14 protein-coding genes and 3 pseudogenes are annotated in these 15535 nt (G+C 55.0%); 13 read left to right on the top strand and 4 right to left on the bottom strand.

What is annotated here, in order from left to right; genetic code table 11:
* Positions 1–25: 25 nt before the first annotated feature.
* The 5 genes from A0V43_RS10125 to A0V43_RS10105 all read left to right on the top strand — a co-directional run bounded on the left by A0V43_RS10125 (position 26) and on the right by A0V43_RS10105 (position 5996).
* Complete coding sequence (locus tag A0V43_RS10125) at positions 26–1489, top strand: spore germination protein (protein WP_013144737.1); 1464 nt, start codon at positions 26–28, stop codon at positions 1487–1489.
* A 593-nt stretch (positions 1490–2082) separates the two neighbouring features.
* Positions 2083–3345 (top strand): group II intron reverse transcriptase/maturase, encoded by a 1263-nt coding sequence (ltrA, locus tag A0V43_RS10120; RefSeq protein ID WP_063193005.1) that lies wholly within the window; start codon positions 2083–2085, stop codon positions 3343–3345.
* Positions 3346–3478: 133 nt separating this feature from the next.
* Complete coding sequence (locus A0V43_RS10115; protein WP_025948943.1) at positions 3479–3691, top strand: YqgQ family protein; 213 nt, start codon at positions 3479–3481, stop codon at positions 3689–3691.
* 7 nt (positions 3692–3698) lie between these two features.
* Entirely contained in the window at positions 3699–4652 is a 954-nt protein-coding gene (locus A0V43_RS10110) for an ROK family glucokinase (RefSeq protein ID WP_063193033.1), read from the top strand.
* A 183-nt stretch (positions 4653–4835) separates the two neighbouring features.
* Positions 4836–5996 carry a M14 family metallopeptidase gene (locus tag A0V43_RS10105; RefSeq protein ID WP_063193032.1) on the top strand — a complete coding sequence of 387 codons (1161 nt, stop codon included), beginning with the start codon at positions 4836–4838 and terminating at the stop codon, positions 5994–5996.
* A 35-nt stretch (positions 5997–6031) separates the two neighbouring features.
* On the opposite strand, the gene A0V43_RS19065 is transcribed toward A0V43_RS10105, so the two are convergent.
* Entirely contained in the window at positions 6032–6208 is a 177-nt protein-coding gene (locus A0V43_RS19065) for a DUF2759 domain-containing protein (protein WP_011231921.1), read from the bottom strand.
* Between the two features lie 168 nt (positions 6209–6376).
* On the opposite strand from A0V43_RS19065, the gene A0V43_RS10100 reads away from it, so the two are divergent.
* Both A0V43_RS10100 and A0V43_RS10095 read left to right on the top strand, forming a co-directional pair.
* The gene (locus A0V43_RS10100; RefSeq protein WP_063193031.1) at positions 6377–7009 is read left to right on the top strand and encodes an MBL fold metallo-hydrolase; all 633 of its coding nucleotides are present in this window, start codon (positions 6377–6379) and stop codon (positions 7007–7009) included.
* Between the two features lie 319 nt (positions 7010–7328).
* A pseudogene (locus A0V43_RS10095) lies at positions 7329–8461 on the top strand (class I SAM-dependent methyltransferase).
* 83 nt (positions 8462–8544) lie between these two features.
* On the opposite strand, the gene A0V43_RS10090 reads toward A0V43_RS10095, so the two are convergent.
* Positions 8545–8787 carry a DUF2626 family protein gene (locus tag A0V43_RS10090; RefSeq protein ID WP_008879854.1) on the bottom strand — a complete coding sequence of 81 codons (243 nt, stop codon included), beginning with the start codon at positions 8785–8787 and terminating at the stop codon, positions 8545–8547.
* A gap of 155 nt (positions 8788–8942) precedes the next feature.
* Positions 8943–9641, bottom strand: a complete 699-nt coding sequence (locus A0V43_RS10085) for a helix-turn-helix transcriptional regulator (protein ID WP_015375398.1) — start codon at positions 9639–9641, stop codon at positions 8943–8945.
* A gap of 192 nt (positions 9642–9833) precedes the next feature.
* Here A0V43_RS10085 and comGA point away from each other — a divergent pair, with 192 nt between their 5' ends.
* Entirely contained in the window at positions 9834–10907 is a 1074-nt protein-coding gene (gene comGA / locus A0V43_RS10080) for a competence type IV pilus ATPase ComGA (RefSeq protein WP_015375397.1), read from the top strand.
* Positions 10904–11932: a competence type IV pilus assembly protein ComGB gene (comGB, locus tag A0V43_RS10075; RefSeq protein ID WP_063193030.1), complete on the top strand. Its 1029-nt coding sequence runs from the start codon at positions 10904–10906 to the stop codon at positions 11930–11932. The genes comGA and comGB overlap by 4 nt, the downstream gene beginning before the upstream one ends.
* Before the next feature lie 189 nt (positions 11933–12121).
* Here the strand turns inward: comGB and A0V43_RS10070 are convergent.
* Positions 12122–13779, bottom strand: a pseudogene (locus tag A0V43_RS10070) (IS1634 family transposase).
* Between the two features lie 231 nt (positions 13780–14010).
* On the opposite strand from A0V43_RS10070, the gene comGC reads away from it, so the two are divergent.
* From comGC to comGF, 4 genes and pseudogenes are all read left to right on the top strand, one after another.
* Positions 14011–14307: a competence type IV pilus major pilin ComGC gene (comGC, locus tag A0V43_RS10065; RefSeq protein ID WP_015375395.1), complete on the top strand. Its 297-nt coding sequence runs from the start codon at positions 14011–14013 to the stop codon at positions 14305–14307.
* Positions 14291–14677, top strand: coding sequence for a pilus assembly FimT family protein (locus A0V43_RS10060; RefSeq protein WP_236930795.1), 387 nt, complete (start codon positions 14291–14293; stop codon positions 14675–14677). The genes comGC and A0V43_RS10060 overlap by 17 nt, the downstream gene beginning before the upstream one ends.
* Positions 14678–14716: 39 nt before the next feature.
* Positions 14717–15042: pseudogene (locus A0V43_RS20930) on the top strand (competence protein ComG).
* Positions 14979–15467: a competence type IV pilus minor pilin ComGF gene (comGF, locus tag A0V43_RS10050; protein WP_335339946.1), complete on the top strand. Its 489-nt coding sequence runs from the start codon at positions 14979–14981 to the stop codon at positions 15465–15467. Before A0V43_RS20930 ends, comGF begins: the two are co-directional and overlap by 64 nt.
* Positions 15468–15535 lie beyond the last annotated feature (68 nt).

Below are 15535 nucleotides of genomic sequence, written 5' to 3'. Positions count from 1 at the left end.
GTGCAAACGATGCAGGGGGATGACGATGGAGAAACAGATGCCCAAACGCCCGGCGTCCCGTCGCCTTCATGACAATGCATCCTATTTAGCCGAACGGCTTGGAGTCGGCAAGAGCTTCGATGTCATTCGCCTTGACGTCGAATATGGCGGCCGGGCGATGGCGTTGTTTATGATTGACGGATTTGTCAAAGACGATATTTTGCATTATTTGATGAGATATTTGTCCCGGCTTGAGGAACACGAACTAGACGTTCACCCGCTTGAGAAACTCCTGAAAAAATATCTTCCGTACGTCGAGATCGGACAGACAGACGACTTGGAAGAAGCGGTCGCGATGGTGCTTGCTGGGCCGACGGCATTAGTCGTTGACGGCGTTAGGCGGATCATTTTGATTGACGCTCGCACGTATCCGGTGCGCGGGCCGCAAGAGCCGGATACGGAACGGGTCGTACGCGGGGCGCGCGACGGTTTTGTCGAGACGATCGTCTTTAACACTGCGCTCATCCGCCGCCGCGTACGCGACCCTTCCTTGCGCATGGAGTACGTGCAGGTGGCGCGGCGCTCGAAGACCGATATTTGCATTTGCTATATCGAGGAAATAGCCGACCCAGAACTCGTTCGCCGCGTTCGGGAATCGATTACCGCTATTGACACAGACGGGCTGGTTATGGCTGAGAAAACGGTGGAAGAGTTTATTTCCGGCCGGCATTGGAATCCGTACCCGGTTGTCCGCTATACGGAACGCCCCGATACGGCAGCGGCCCATTTGTATGAAGGCCATGTGCTTGTGATCGTCGATGGATCGCCAAGTGTCATTATTACCCCGGCAACGTTTTGGCATCATTTGCAGCACGCTGAAGAGTACCGAAATAAGCCGATCGTCGGGGCGTATTTGCGGCTCGTCCGCTTTCTGGCCGTTTGGGCGTCGGTGTTTTTGCTGCCGCTTTGGTATTTGCTCATGATCGAGCCGGAACTGCTGCCGGATCCACTCCAGTTTTTGGGAAAGGCCAAATTGGGAGACATTCCGCTGTTTGCACAAATTTTGATGATTGAAATCGGGATGGATATGCTGCGAATGGCCGCCATTCATACACCGTCTTCGCTGGCGACCGCGCTCGGCCTCGTCGCCGCGCTTATGATCGGCGGCATCGCAGTGGAAGTTGGACTCTTTTCCAATGAAGTGATTTTGTATTTTTCTGTTACAGCCATCGGTACGTTTGCGACGCCCAGCTATGAAATGAGCTTGGCGAACCGGCTCGTCCGCATTGCCTTGCTCATTTTGTCGGGCCTGTTCGGCCTGTACGGTTATGTCATCGGCATCACCGTTTGGATTCTTGCCTTGGCGCGGATGACGTCATTTGGCGTTCCGTACTTATGGCCGTTCATCCCGTTCTCCTACCGAGCGATGCGCGACGTGCTCATCCGGTCGCCGATGCCGCTCAAAAACCGGCGGCCGGCGATTCTTCACCCGCGCGATCCTGACCGCTGACGCAGGTGCTGATTTTTAGCGCCTGCGTTTTTTGTGTACGCCCGGCATGGGTGCGACGCTATAGGGTGAAAGTCCCGAACGGGGGCTGGCGAGCGCCTACCGTTAGCTGAAAGCAAGGGTGTCCACCGCGAGGTGGAATCTGAAGGAAGCTGGAAGCAAACACTCGACCTGAGGTACACGAACCCAATGGGAGGCCGTCACAGTCGGACGAGTCTGCACAACAAGACGAAGTCCTAAGCCGCCAAGGGCTGTGGAGGTAGATTGGGCAGGTACATGAGTGGAAAGTGTCCATCCTTATCCGGGGAGGCCTGTACGGAACGCCTTCTGACGATGGCAACCAGAGTCGAAAGGCTCTGCTGAACGTACAGGAGTCAGCAGAGGCCATAGTACTGGAGTAAGGGACGCCTGAAACAGGAAGGGCCGAACGTCAACTCAGGGATGAATCAGACTCTTTCGAGATGTTGCGTGTCGAAGCAGAATTCCTTTCGGAACTCATCTGAGGAAGCAAGGGTGAAGCCCAGAGGGCCTCAGGTCGAGGGCTGAGCGCAACCCGGCAAGACCTGAATCTCATCCCGCGGAAGGAGAAGATCACGATGGCTTTGTTGGAACGCATCTTAGCGAGAGACAACCTCATCACGGCGCTCAAACGGGTCGAAGCGAACCAAGGAGCACCGGGAATCGACGGAGTATCAACCGATCAACTCCGTGATTACATCCGCGCTCACTGGAGCACAATCCGCGCCCAACTCTTGGCGGGAACTTACCGGCCGGCGCCTGTCCGCAGGGTCGAAATCCCGAAACCGGGCGGCGGCACACGGCAGCTAGGCATTCCCACCGTGGTGGACCGGCTGATCCAACAAGCCATTCTTCAAGAACTCACACCCATTTTCGATCCAGACTTCTCCCCTTCCAGCTTCGGATTCCGTCCGGGCCGCAACGCCCACGATGCCGTGCGGCAAGCGCAAGGCTACATCCAGGAAGGGTATCGGTACGTGGTTGACATAGATCTAGAGAAGTTCTTTGACCGTGTCAATCATGACATCCTGATGAGCCGGGTAGCCCGAAAAGTCAAGGATAAACGTGTGCTGAAACTGATCCGTGCCTACCTGCAAGCCGGCGTTATGATCGAAGGGGTGAAGGTGCAGACCGAGGAGGGGACGCCGCAAGGCGGCCCCCTCAGCCCCCTGCTGGCGAACATCCTTCTCGACGATTTAGACAAGGAATTGGAGAAGCGAGGATTGAAATTCTGCCGTTACGCAGATGACTGCAACATCTATGTGAAAAGTCTGAGGGCGGGACAACGGGTGAAACAAAGCATCCAATGGTTCTTGGAGAAAACGCTCAAACTCAAAGTAAACGAGGAGAAAAGTGCGGTGGACCGCCCGTGGAAACGGGCCTTTCTGGGGTTTAGCTTCACACCGGAACGAAAAGCGCGAATCCGGCTCGCCCCAAGGTCGATTCAACGTCTGAAACAGCGGATCCGACAGCTGACCAACCCAAACTGGAGCATATCGATGCCAGAACGAATTCATCGCGTCAATCAATACGTCATGGGGTGGATCGGGTATTTTCGGCTCGTCGAAACCCCGTCTGTCCTTCAGACCATCGAAGGATGGATTCGGAGGAGGCTTCGACTCTGTCAATGGCTTCAATGGAAACGGGTCAGAACCAGAATCCGTGAGTTAAGGGCGCTGGGGTTGAAGGAAACAGCGGTGATGGAGATCGCCAATACCCGAAAAGGAGCTTGGAGAACAACGAAAACGCCGCAACTCCACCAGGCCCTGGGCAAGACCTACTGGACCACTCAGGGGCTCAAGAGTTTGACGCAACGATATTTCGAACTCCGTCAAGGTTGACGAACCGCCTAGTGCGGACCCGCATGCTAGGTGGTGTGAGGGGACGGGGGTTAGCCGCCCCCTCCTACTCGATCTTGACGGCCGCGTCCGTTTGCCGCTACATTAAAAGAGGAAAAAAGGAGAATGAGTGGCCATGAAGACCGTATATGACGTTCAGCAGCTGTTGAAGCAGTTTGGCACGATCATTTACGTGGGCGATCGGCTTGCTGATTTGGAGCTGATGGAAGAGGAAGTGAAAGAGCTGTACCAGTCCCAGCTGATCGATGCGAAACAGCTGCAAGCCGCTTTGTTTATTTTGCGGCAGGAAGCACAAATGGAGCGGGAAAAACGGATGAAAAAAGGATGAGGATGCAATGGAACCATGGTTGGTAGGCATTGACCTCGGGGGCACGACAATCAAAATGGCGTTTGTCACCACCGAGGGTGACATCGTGCACAAATGGGAAATTCCGACGAACACCGCCAGTCGCGGTGAGCATATCGTCGCTGACATTGCCCGATCGCTTGAAAAGACGCTCGCCCAGCTCGGCGGAGCGAAAGAGAGGCTGCTTGCCGCCGGCATCGGCGCCCCCGGACCGGTCGAAGAGGAAACCGGCATGTTGTATGAGACGGTCAATATAGGGTGGACGAATTATCCATTGAAGCAACGGCTGGAAGAGGCGACGGGGCTGCCCGTTTCGGTCGATAATGACGCCAATCTCGCCGCGCTTGGCGAGATGTGGAAAGGAGCAGGGGGAGGAGCGCGCCAGTTGTTGTTTGTGACGCTTGGCACCGGCGTTGGCGGCGGTGTGATTGCCAACGGAGCCATTGTGCGCGGCATAAACGGTGCCGGCGGAGAGATCGGACATATGACGATGATCCCTGATGGCGGCGCCCGTTGCAACTGCGGCAAAACCGGATGTTTGGAAACGATTGCGTCCGCCACTGGCATCGTGCGGATCGCCAAGGAGAAATTGACCGCAGATGAGCGTCCGAGTGAGCTTCGCAACGGGGATGTGACGGCCAAAGCGGTGTTTGACGCCGCCAAAGCGGGCGATGCGCTGGCATTGGAAGTGGTCGATGAAGCAACGTACTATCTTGGTTGGGCGTTGGCGAATGCCGCCAATGTGACGAACCCGGAGAAAATCGTGATCGGCGGCGGCGTGTCCAAGGCGGGTGACATGCTTGTCGAGCGCGTGGCCGCCCATTTCCGCCGCTTCGCGTTCCCGCGCGTCGCCGCTGGGGCGAAGCTTGTTTTAGCGACGCTTGGCAACGATGCCGGCGTCATCGGCGCCGCCTGGCTGGCGAAAGAGCTTGTCGGCGCGTAAACAACGGAAGGTGTCCCAAAAAGGTCGGGGCGCCTTTTCTTATTGTTGATGATTATGAGATGGGAACGAACTTTGAAGAAGGAGATGTTTGTGAACATTCGCGCACTGCCGCCTGCCAGGCGTTCATTTTTTGCCGTCTGCCGACATATGTTAAGGTAAAGAAATGGGAAGGGGAGACGGCGCATGCACCTTCAAGCATGGCCCGGCGATACGTTTGAAACATATGGGCGATGGTTTTCGGTGCCGACTGAACTGATCATCGATTCGAATCCGCATGTCAAAGAGGGATTGCGCCCTGGGCAGATCGTTGCCATCCCGGGATACGCGCCAATCGATACGTGGGAAGCGCTCGCTGACCGCCTATCGCTGCCGACGGAGGTGCTGCGGCGGCTGCCGGGGGCGATGGCGGTCATCAACGGAACAGCGCCGTTGCCGAAGCGGATTTCGTCCCCGGTCGTCCGCAGCGTCCGTCCGTATGATTTTGCCGCTTTGATGGAGGATATCACCGCCCTCGTCTGTCGCTATCCGTTTGTGCGTCAGCGGACGATCGGTCATAGCGTTCTCGGCTTGCCGCTCGTTGAACTGCAAATCGGCCGAGGACCGGTGCGCGTGCATATGAACGGATCATTCCACGCGAATGAGTGGATCACGACGGCCGTGATCATGGCGCTCATCGACGAGTACGCGAGGGCGTTGGTTAACGATGACGAGCTTAATGGCCATCGGGTGCTTGATTATTACCGTAAAGTGACTCTTTCCGTTGTGCCGATGGTCAATCCCGACGGCGTCAATCTTGTGCTGAACGGCCCGCCGGAAGAAGAGCCGCATCGGAGTGAAGTCGTCTGCATCAACGGTGGATCGCTCGACTTTTCGCAATGGAAAGCGAACATCCGCGGCGTTGATTTAAACAATCAATTCCCAGCTAACTGGGAAATAGAACAGGCCCGCAAACCGCCGAAAGCGCCGGCACCGCGTGATTTTCCAGGATTCGCCCCGCTTACGGAGCCGGAGGCGAAAGCGATGGCGGCGCTCGCCGAGTCAGGCGATTTTGCGATGGTCGTCGCGTTTCATACACAAGGCAAGGAAATTTATTGGGGATATGAAGGGTTCGAGCCGCCGGAGGCGAAGGCAACGGTTCAGGCGATGGCCGAAGCAAGCGGCTACCAGGCTGTTCGCTACATTGACAGCCATGCCGGCTACCGCGATTGGTTCATTCAAACGTGGAAGCGGCGCGGTTACACCGTAGAGCTCGGCGAGGGTGTCAATCCGTTGCCGCTCTCGCAGTTTGCACGAATATACCGCGACAGCCTCGGCCTGTTTTTAGCAGCGCTCAAAATGGCATAAAAAAACGCAAGAGGCATGATTGGCCTCTTGCGTTTTCAGTGCGTGCCGGTTGGAATGCCGTGATGTAAAATGGTCATAATGGTAAACCAGCCGAATACGGCGGTAGTGGCAAGTCCAAACAAAAATCCGAGCACGTTTTTCTCGCGCAATGTACGGAGCATTCCATAAAGGGCAAGCAGCGTTACAAGTGCAAAAATAATGACCGTACCCATCGTTTTACCCCCTCATGAAACAGTATGTACAAACGTGTCCATTCTTTTTCATTGTAATCTTTTTTCCCCCATTTGTCGAGGTCCCTTTCTCTTTTCTCTTCCATCGCTTGAAAAAAAACAGTAAAATAAAGTTAAATATTGGACATGCCAAGAAAAGGAGGAGATCGTATGGAATGGACGCGCATCCCTGTCGGTCCGATTCAGGCCAACGCTTACTTGTTGTCGTCTGCAGACCGACAATGCCTGATCGTTGACCCCGGCGCGGAAGGCGCGGAGCTTGTCCGACGGATCGAGGAAAAAGGGCTGACCCCGTTGGCGATTTTGCTGACGCATGCGCATTTTGACCATATTGGCGGCATCCCGGACGTGCTTGCCCGCTGGGACATTCCAGTGTATGTGCACGAAAAGGAAAAACAATGGCTGCAAGATCCGGCATTGAATGGCTCGCTTTATTTCGGCGGTCCGGTCGCTGTCCGCTGCGAACCGACATGCCTGAAAGGACCGACGGCGCTGAACATTGGTCCGTTTGCGTTGGATGTCCGCGAAACGCCGGGTCATTCCCCGGGCAGCGTCTCGTATTATTGCAAACAAGCCAATATTGTGTTTTCCGGCGATGCGCTGTTTGCCGGCAGCATCGGACGCACGGATTTGCCAGGCGGCAACCATCAGCAGCTGTTGAAAAGCATTCATGACGAACTGCTTACGCTGCCGGAGGAAACGATCGTTCTTTCAGGCCATGGGCCAGAGACGACGATCGCCGCAGAGATGGATGCAAATCCGTTTTTGCATGGGTTTTCGTAAGAAAAAAAGCCGTCTACGCCGGCTTCACACAAGCAATCCCCTCGGGCAAACGCAGGGGGCTCCTTTGGACAAGGAAAAGCGCAACGGAAGGCCTCCTGGCGCCGGAACACAAAAAAACCCTTCTTAGCCGCGCCAAGAAGGGTTTTTGGGGGATGTTCTATCCACAATAATGGGAGGGGATATAGTTAAGCTGCTACTATAACAATATATGATTATTTTCACTATGTCAACAGTAAAAAAGTGAACGACTCCCACTTCACTTTGCTTGAGGCGGGAGCTTCTTTCGGAATGATGAGGAAGACGGGGTAGAGAAATGGTGATGGATCGATTGTATGAACAGATTGCCGCGGCGCCGGGTGGGCGGGTGTCGTACGCCGATTACATGCAGATGGCTCTTTACGATGAACGATTCGGCTACTATATGCGAGAGCGGGAGAAAATCGGCAAGGGAGGCGATTTTTTTACGAACAGCTCATTCGCGCCGGTGTTTGGCAAAGCGCTTGCTTCGCTTTGGGTTCGGATGGTGGAACAGAGCGGCCTGCCGCCGGCTGTTTGCGAGTGGGGGGCGGAGACGGAAGATTGGCGCTTTCGGTATTGGAAGAATGGAAGAAAAAAAGTCCACATACATACGACCGCTTGTCGTATACGATCATCGACCAAAGCCCGTTCCACCGCCGGCGCCAGCGCGAAACGCTTCAACCCGCAGCCGAGAAGGTGGAGCAATATGACGATGTCTCTCGCTGGCTGGCCGAGCGTGGGCCGTTTTCCGGCATTGTGTTTAGCAACGAATTTTTTGATGCATTTCCCGTTCACGTCATTGTAAAGGAAGGCGGCGTTTTGCACGAATGTTTTGTCGCCGCCCGCGATGGCCGGCTCGTTGAAGAAAAGGCGCCGCTTTGCCGTCCCGCTATTGTCCGCTATTTACATGAGCGCGGATTGGATCTTGCTGAAGGGCAAAGGCTTGAGGTGCCTCTCGCGATGAAGGCGTTTTGGCTCGAGGTTGGGACGCTGTTTCATCAGGCGGTGATGGTGACGATCGACTATGGCTATACGGACGAACAGCTGCGCGCCCCGGCGCGGCGGCATGGAAGCTTGCGCGGATATTTCCGTCATCAGCTTGTTGCCGACCCGCTTCGCCATCCGGGGGAGATGGACTTGACGAGCCATGTACAATGGGATGCGCTTCGCTTGTACGCCCGTCAGGCCGGGTGGGAGGAAGTGGCGTTCGTTCGCCAAGATCGGTTTTTGCTCGCAGCCGGCCTTTTGCATGAATGGGACGTTTCAGAAGGCGACGATGTCTTTTCGCTGGCAAGCCGCCAAAATCGAATGATCCGCGCGCTGATCGCTGACGATGGCGTCAGCCGCTTTTTTGACGTGCTGATCTTGCAGAAAGGGATGAGTTTTGCCGCGCGCGACTTTTGGCCAGCGCCCGAGTTTTTGCCGGCCGATTAACGGCTTCCTTCGCTGATCTGCAATGGAGAAAAGGAGTTCTGGTCAAAGCGGCAAAAAAACAGGCAGGAGGTTCTGCCTGTTTTTTATTCGCCCATGCCGGGCACCATCATAAACGTCGTCCAATACGTAAACGCCGCGAAGAAGATCGTCAAATACGCCCCGAAAATGTAAATGTACATTCTTTCGGTCAGCTTTAAAAAGCCGAGGAACAGGAAAAACACCGTTTGCCCAAAGAAGATGAGCGACGTCGTATGCATGTGGCCGAGGTAAAACATGACAGCAAAAATGCCGGTCCAAAAGGCGAGCACGCGGAACATACGGTCCATTCTATATCCCTCCTTTGTTTGAAACCATTGGTCCTTACTTATTATAATGTACAACGATTGGGAATGTAAATAACGCTTTCGGACAAGGGGCAAGAAATAAAGCTAAGGCCGGCCGTTGATTTTTTTAGACAAAAAAGAAGGAAGGAGGGACGCTGTCACGGACGGATGACGATGCGGTAGGCGCAGCGATGGCTGCCTTCCATCATATTTTCCGTTTCCGTTACTTCAGCACCGGCAAACAGCGTCTCGACCATTCCTTCCAAAAAGGAGTGATGCATACCGCAAACCGTATCAGGTGCTTGCGCTGCGATTTCCTTGAACGGGCAGTTGAAAATATCGAGGTAAAGCACTCCTTTTTCTTCATCATGGTGCAACTGCGGCAAACATCCAGCCGCTTCGGCCGCTTCTTCCATTATAGCGATTTTGTCTGCCATGGTGAGCGCGCTCGCTGCGCTGTTATGCGGCAAACGGCTGGCGACGAGCTCACGGCCGAATCGTCTTCCTGTTTCACGCAACGCCTCGCTTCCAACGGGACCGAGTTTGGCCATCGTTTGAATGGCGATGCGGGCGAGGAGTTGATAATCGCGGAACGGAAAATACAGCCCGATCACTTCGTCGGACAGCCGATACAGCCGGCTCGGCCGTCCGCCTTTTCCCGTTTTTTGCGTATCCGATACGACCATTCGAACGTCCTCAAGCTTCGTTAAGTGCAGGCGTGCGACATTTGGATGGATATGGAATTTTTCTGCGATTTCTTGAACGGAAACTTCGCGATGCACTTTTGCCATGTATTCATAAATATGAAATCTTGTCGGGTCAGACAACACGCTTGTGATTTTCAATGTTTGTTCCATCGGTTTCCCTCCCAAATGAATCATTGATATGGTTATTATAATGAAATCGTCCAAAGCGAGGAATGATTTTTGTCACTGCTTTCAGTGAGTGGACTGACATTCAAAAAAATTTCACAAAAAAGCTGCGCCAAAAGCAGGATAACGACTCATGCTCGTCGAAATAGAAAGCAACCTGTCGAAAGGAGGGAATCTGTGCTGAACGAGATCGAACAAACGGCAAACCGCCTCCTCGCTGAAGCGGTGCAGCGCCGCGCCTCGGATCTCCACCTCGTTCCGCGCCGCCGTGATGCCGCCGTTCGTCTTCGGCTCGATGGCATGCTTGTCGACGTTGGCGCTCTTCCGAAAGAAACGGCGGAACGCCTCATCGTTCACTTTAAATTTTTAGCCGGCATGGACATCGGGGAACGACGCCGTCCGCAAAGCGGCGCCATGGAAGTAGCGGAGTTTGGGGAAACGGTGTATTTGCGTTTATCGACATTGCCGACGCTCTACGATGAAAGCCTCGTCATTCGACTTCTGCCGCAGCGCCTCTCGCTGCCGCTTCGCGAACTATCCTTATTCTTCCACTCCACCGCACGATTATTTTCCTTCATGCAGCATCCGCAAGGACTCGTGCTGTTGACCGGTCCGACGGGGTCAGGAAAAACGACGACCCTGTACACCCTTCTTGATCTTTGTCAAGCGGAAAGGCAGCGCAATATCATCACGCTTGAAGATCCAATCGAAAAACAGAACGAACGACTGTTGCAAGTGCAAATCAATGAAAAAGCAGGCATCACGTACGCAGCTGGGTTAAAAGCGGCGCTGCGTCATGACCCGGATGTGTTGATGGTCGGCGAGATCCGCGATCATGACACGGCGGCCATTGCCATCCGTTCAGCATTGAGCGGCCATTTGGTCGTATCGACGATGCACGCCGCCGATGCAGTCGGCGCCGTCTACCGGCTGCATGAATTCGGCATTCCGCTCGGCGATTTGGCTGAGACGCTGCTTGCCGTCTCTGCCCAGCGGCTTGTCGAGCTTTGCTGCCCGTTGTGCGGCGACGATTGCCATCCATCGTGCGGCCGTCTTGGGCGCCGCCGGCGCACGGCTGTTTATGAGTTGCTTTGCGGTTCAGCCCTGGAGGACGTGATTCATTTTCTCTCCAATGGGAGAGGGAAGCCCAAGCGCTCTTATATGACGCTCGCTCGCTTGATCCGCAAGGGGATTGCGCTCGGCTACCTGCCCGTCCGCATGCTTGAGCTCGTCGGAGGGGAAGAAAGATGAAGCGCAAAATGTGGCCGCTTGTTGAACAGGCGTTGTTTTTCACCCGGCTCGGCCGGCTGCTCGAACGCGGTTACCCCCTTGGGCAAGCGCTTGAGTTTTTGGCCATCCAAGCTCCAACACACCGGCGGCTGGAAATAGAGCGCTGCCTGCAGCAGCTGCGCGCCGGGCTGCCGCTGTTTGCGGCTGTCGAAGCGCTGTCGGTCGACCGCATGGCGGTGAACCTTCTCTTTTTTGCCGAACGGCATGGCGACTTGCCGCGCGGCATGGCAGAGACAGGGGAAACGCTGGCGCAAAAAGCGCGCTTCCAAGAGCAACTTCGCCGCTTCAGCCGCTATCCGATGTTCCTTCTTTCTTTGCTCATCATCATGCTCGTCTTGATGGAATGGTGGCTGCTGCCGCAGTTTGAACGGGCGGCGGCGGCGTTTTCTCCACAACGCGGGCACACCGCTTGGCTGCTTGCGGTGGTCGCCCATGCCCCTATGGCGATGGCGGCCATCGCCGTCTTGGCGGTGTTCTCCGGGCTGTTTTACACCGCTTGTTTCCGCCGCTGGCCGGTCTCCCGAAAACTTCAATTCGCTTTGCGAATTCCAGGGCTTGCTTCTTTTCTGAGACTGTTTGTCACCTGCCTGACCGCCCGCCAGCTCGGGCGCCTGCTGCAGGCCGGATTGTCGGTTTATGATGCGCTCGGCGTGTTCAGCGAGCCGTCGTCCTGGCCGTTTTTGCAAATGGAAGGCCGGCGCCTTCGCGACGGGTTGATGAAAGGGATGACGCTTGACGGATTAATCGGCGCCGCCCGCTATTACGAACAAGAGCTGGCGCTTGTCATCCGCCACGGCCAGTCGAACGGCGAACTTGGCAAAGAACTTGAACATTACAGCGAGTTTTTGCTGCAGGTGATGGAACAACGAATCGAGTCGGTCTTAAAATGCATGCAGCCGCTTTTATTGGCAGTCGTTGGCTCGTTTGTCGTCGGGATGTATTTGGCGATTTTGCTGCCGATGTTTTCGATGTTGAATGAAATGTAGCAAGGATGGGACGGCTCTGTAGGAACAAGATGCTTAATCTTGATGGGTTGGCTCCTTGGAACTCACATTTCGCACCCTAACAAGGTCAAAACGAAGGATTTTTTATTTAGTTTTTCAGAATAACTTTTTGGCCAACACAACGAGCGATGGCAATCCTTTTTTTACCATCGCTGGTCGTTCCGTATCACGTTACACGTAGATGCTCTCATCCATGCCCAATCCCTGCAGAATCCTTCGCTGGTCCGGGTTGAGGGGCGATCGAGTGCGCGTTGGATGCGCCCGTCTGGCAGCTCCAGCAGGATGACGTTCACATATTGAAACAGCTGAAAAATCGCCTGTCCCGTTGGCCGTGTCAACTTGCGGCCTCCCGCACCCTTTAACGGACGTTCGGGTGTGATGAACTGGCGCACCCGGCGCTGAAAAACGCGGTAAATCGCTAGGGCCAACAGAAACAAATAGCCCAATACGGCGACCCGTTCCGGTTTTTTGACGTAAATCTCATCGGTGAAAAACGGATCTTTCAAAAACGCGAAGTTCATTTCCACCGAGATTTGCCCTTTATACAGCTTTAGGATCTCTTGGGCATCCATGGGTTGGCCCTTCCATTCCTTCGGAACGGTCGTGACGAGGACAAACCGGGACGCTTTCCGTCTTGCCTGTTCCCATGCCGGTTGGTCGAATTCGACGTTTAGGCGAAGGGTGTACAGCGTCTCCGTCTCGGGCTCCGCCCCTTTTTTCGGCCGTCCGCGCCGTTTTTTCGGACGCACGATCTCTTCGACCGCGGCCTCCACTCGATGAAACCGAGGGCGAAGGGACGCCTTGAGGGACGTCAAGGCTTGTTCGGCGTCTTCGCGGCAGGAGAAGGGGTGGCGCTCCCAACGGACTTGTTCCTCACAAAGAAGCTCCGCTTCTTTGGTTCGTTCTTTTTCGAGCGTCTTTCCTTTGCGCTGGTCGAGGGCGCTCGATTCGACGACGATCAGCCGAACCGAGTGGCCTTCATAGGTCGAGGCCGTTTCCCATACCCGATACGTAGCGCCGTTTCTCTCCGCTAGGGTAAAGGGTTTGCTCCACGGGATGTGAGGCGAATCGGCCTCCGCGAGCGCCTGTTTCACGATCCGGAGCGATGAAGGGCCTCTGGTGATCAAAAAGGCACGGGCGGCTTTGGTCTGCGCCAAGGTGTCTTTTGTCATCGCGGCGGAATCGGCCACGTAAATCCACTCATCGTCGATCTTGGCTTGTTTGAACTGTTCGTGGATCCGCGACAGCACCTCAGGATTCCACGCCTTATCCGATCGATTGCCGTCGTGCACATCGCCGTAAAACGGGATGCCGTCCTCGTTGCCGACCAGTCCAAAGCCGATCTGTTTTTGCCAACGATGATGGCGGTTGTAGCCATGTGTGATCTGCAGAGCCTCCAACGAGGCCGATTCATAGGCTCCGTAAACCGTCTTGTCCGTCGTATCGGCATGAAAGACTCGGAGGGAAAGGCCTTCTTTGCGATAAATATGAATCAAGCAAGTGCTGATGACCTTGTGAATATCGGCCTCATACAAGCGATCGAGATGACGAGCCAAGGCATCGTCGTTCAACCAGGAAGGTTGGAGACCGGGACGGATGAGTTTCTCTAAATCGATCTCCTGAGCCCATCGTTCTAAGTGAACCAGGGCTTGCCGGCCGTCAAATAGATTGTAAAGGATGGCCTGAACGGCATCGCTGACTCGTGTTTGGCACTGTGGATCGACGGGTACAAGATGGTCAATCAAGCGGGGGATGTCCAGCTTTTTGACTAGAACACTTATTATATTCAAATAATCATTACGATAGACCCCTTTGACTTTCACATTCATGAGAGAAAAACTCCTTTACATTCCTTGTGTGTCAAGGATTCATTCGACATCGGAACAAAAAATCCTCCCGATTTTCGTCGGGAGGGTGCGAAATGTGAGTTGGAAGAGGGGCGCGCCCCTCCTCCCAAGGCCCAATCAATGAACAGATTCGATGGTCAAGGAACCGATCGAACTGAACCGGTCATTCGCTAAGCGCTCTTTCTGAAATTTCGTATGCGAGGAGGAGTGACAATGAATCAAAAGGGATTCACATTGATCGAAATGTTGATCGTGATGATGGTGATTTCTGTTCTGTTGCTGATTGCCATTCCGAATATAACAAAGCACAACAGCATGATCAATTCGAAAGGATGCGAGGCGTTTTTGAACACCGTGCAAGCGCAGGTGAAAGCGTATGAGATGGAGCATAACAAAATTCCGACGGTGCAGGAATTGCTCGCTGGCCGCTATATCAAGTCGGACAAATGTCCGAACGGTCATGCGATCCAAATCAGCACGAACGGCGATGTGAGTGAAAGTGGCTCGTAACGGCGGGTTTACGCTGCTTGAGATGCTGATCGTTTTCTCGGTGGTGCTCGTGCTTGCCGGGCTGGCTGTTCCGACGCTTGGCGGCGCTGTGCGCCATCAAGAGGAGATGTATATGCTGGCTGTGCTGCGCGCGGATTTGTATGGCGCGCAGCAGCATGCCATCGCCCGGCGGGTGAATGTAGCGGTTTTTTTTACCGACGGTGGCGCTGGGTACAAGGCGATTGATGCAGCGAGCGGCCGGCAGGTTGTCGCTCGTTCGCTCCCTTCTCCGTGGCGGTTTCGGCTCGGCACGCTGCGCAATCCGCTCATCTTTACCGACAACGGCAACATTGAACGGGCTGGAACCATTTGGATAGGGGTGGCCCAATGACGTATAAAGTCACCTTTTTGCTGGGGAAAGGGCGATTTTATGTGCAAAAAATGTAGCGGCGGATTTTTGCTTGTTGAAGCGTTGTTCGCTTTGGCGCTGCTATGGACGACAGCGGCCGTTCTTCTCCCGCTGTTGACGCAAATGGCGCAAGAGCGCAACAGCCTCATTCTCGAGGAGAAAGCGCGCCGGCTGTTGGCCATCGCGCTGTATGAGGAGCCGCTTGTCGGAGAAACCACCATTGCCGACGGGCGCACGGTATTTCGGCTGCAAGCGAGCGATGAAGGGGGCGAATGTGGAAAGTATGCGTGCGTTGGAACGATTACGCCGGCCGCGAGATGGAGCGGTGCGGGTATGGCAAGCGGTAGCGGCAAAAGAAAACGGGTTTACGATGATCGAAGCACTGTTGGCGCTGGCGGCTGCGATGGCGGTGGCGGCGGCCGTTCCGGCGCTGTTGTCCGTCCGCTTGCTGGCTCCGGAGCCGACGGACGCGTTTTCCCGATTGGAATGGCGGCTGTTTGTGCAACAGCTGCAAATCGAGCTGAATGAAACGAAGCAATGGTCGACTGGCGGCCGTGTCCTCTATTTGCAAAAATGGAACGGTAAGACAGTCAGTTTTTCTGTTGTTGCGTCAAGAGCCGAACTGATCCGCCAGGTGGACGGCGCTGGCAATGAAACGGCGCTCCGTCATGTGCGCACTGTTTCGTACCGCGCCGGCGCACGCGGGATATTTTTGCAAGTGACGGCTGATGACGGCACCGTTTGCGAGGCGTTTGTGGCGCGGGCGTTTTAGCGGGCGGCTTGTACGGTGAGACCCCCTTGACCGCCGCTTCCCCTTTTAGACTGGAAAAACGAGGGGAA

The sequence above is a fragment of the Geobacillus sp. JS12 genome (genome assembly GCF_001592395.1).
Lineage (GTDB): Bacteria > Bacillota > Bacilli > Bacillales > Anoxybacillaceae > Geobacillus > Geobacillus zalihae.
This window is presented reverse-complemented; position numbering and strand designations above follow the sequence as displayed.

Bases quoted from the DNA above. Each gene is read 5' to 3' on its own strand.
- A0V43_RS19065 (WP_011231921.1), bottom strand. From the start codon at position 6,208: ATGGGTACGGTCATTATTTTTGCACTTGTAACGCTGCTTGCCCTTTAT.
- A0V43_RS10110 (WP_063193033.1), top strand. From the start codon at position 3,699: ATGGAACCATGGTTGGTAGGCATTGACCTCGGGGGCACGACAATCAAA.
- comGF (WP_335339946.1), top strand. From the start codon at position 14,979: ATGCGTGCGTTGGAACGATTACGCCGGCCGCGAGATGGAGCGGTGCGG.
- A0V43_RS10085 (WP_015375398.1), bottom strand. From the start codon at position 9,641: ATGGAACAAACATTGAAAATCACAAGCGTGTTGTCTGACCCGACAAGA.
- comGC (WP_015375395.1), top strand. From the start codon at position 14,011: ATGAATCAAAAGGGATTCACATTGATCGAAATGTTGATCGTGATGATG.
- comGB (WP_063193030.1), top strand. From the start codon at position 10,904: ATGAAGCGCAAAATGTGGCCGCTTGTTGAACAGGCGTTGTTTTTCACC.
- A0V43_RS10090 (WP_008879854.1), bottom strand. From the start codon at position 8,787: ATGGACCGTATGTTCCGCGTGCTCGCCTTTTGGACCGGCATTTTTGCT.
- A0V43_RS10125 (WP_013144737.1), top strand. From the start codon at position 26: ATGGAGAAACAGATGCCCAAACGCCCGGCGTCCCGTCGCCTTCATGAC.
- A0V43_RS10115 (WP_025948943.1), top strand. From the start codon at position 3,479: ATGAAGACCGTATATGACGTTCAGCAGCTGTTGAAGCAGTTTGGCACG.
- ltrA (WP_063193005.1), top strand. From the start codon at position 2,083: ATGGCTTTGTTGGAACGCATCTTAGCGAGAGACAACCTCATCACGGCG.
- A0V43_RS10100 (WP_063193031.1), top strand. From the start codon at position 6,377: ATGGAATGGACGCGCATCCCTGTCGGTCCGATTCAGGCCAACGCTTAC.
- A0V43_RS10105 (WP_063193032.1), top strand. From the start codon at position 4,836: ATGCACCTTCAAGCATGGCCCGGCGATACGTTTGAAACATATGGGCGA.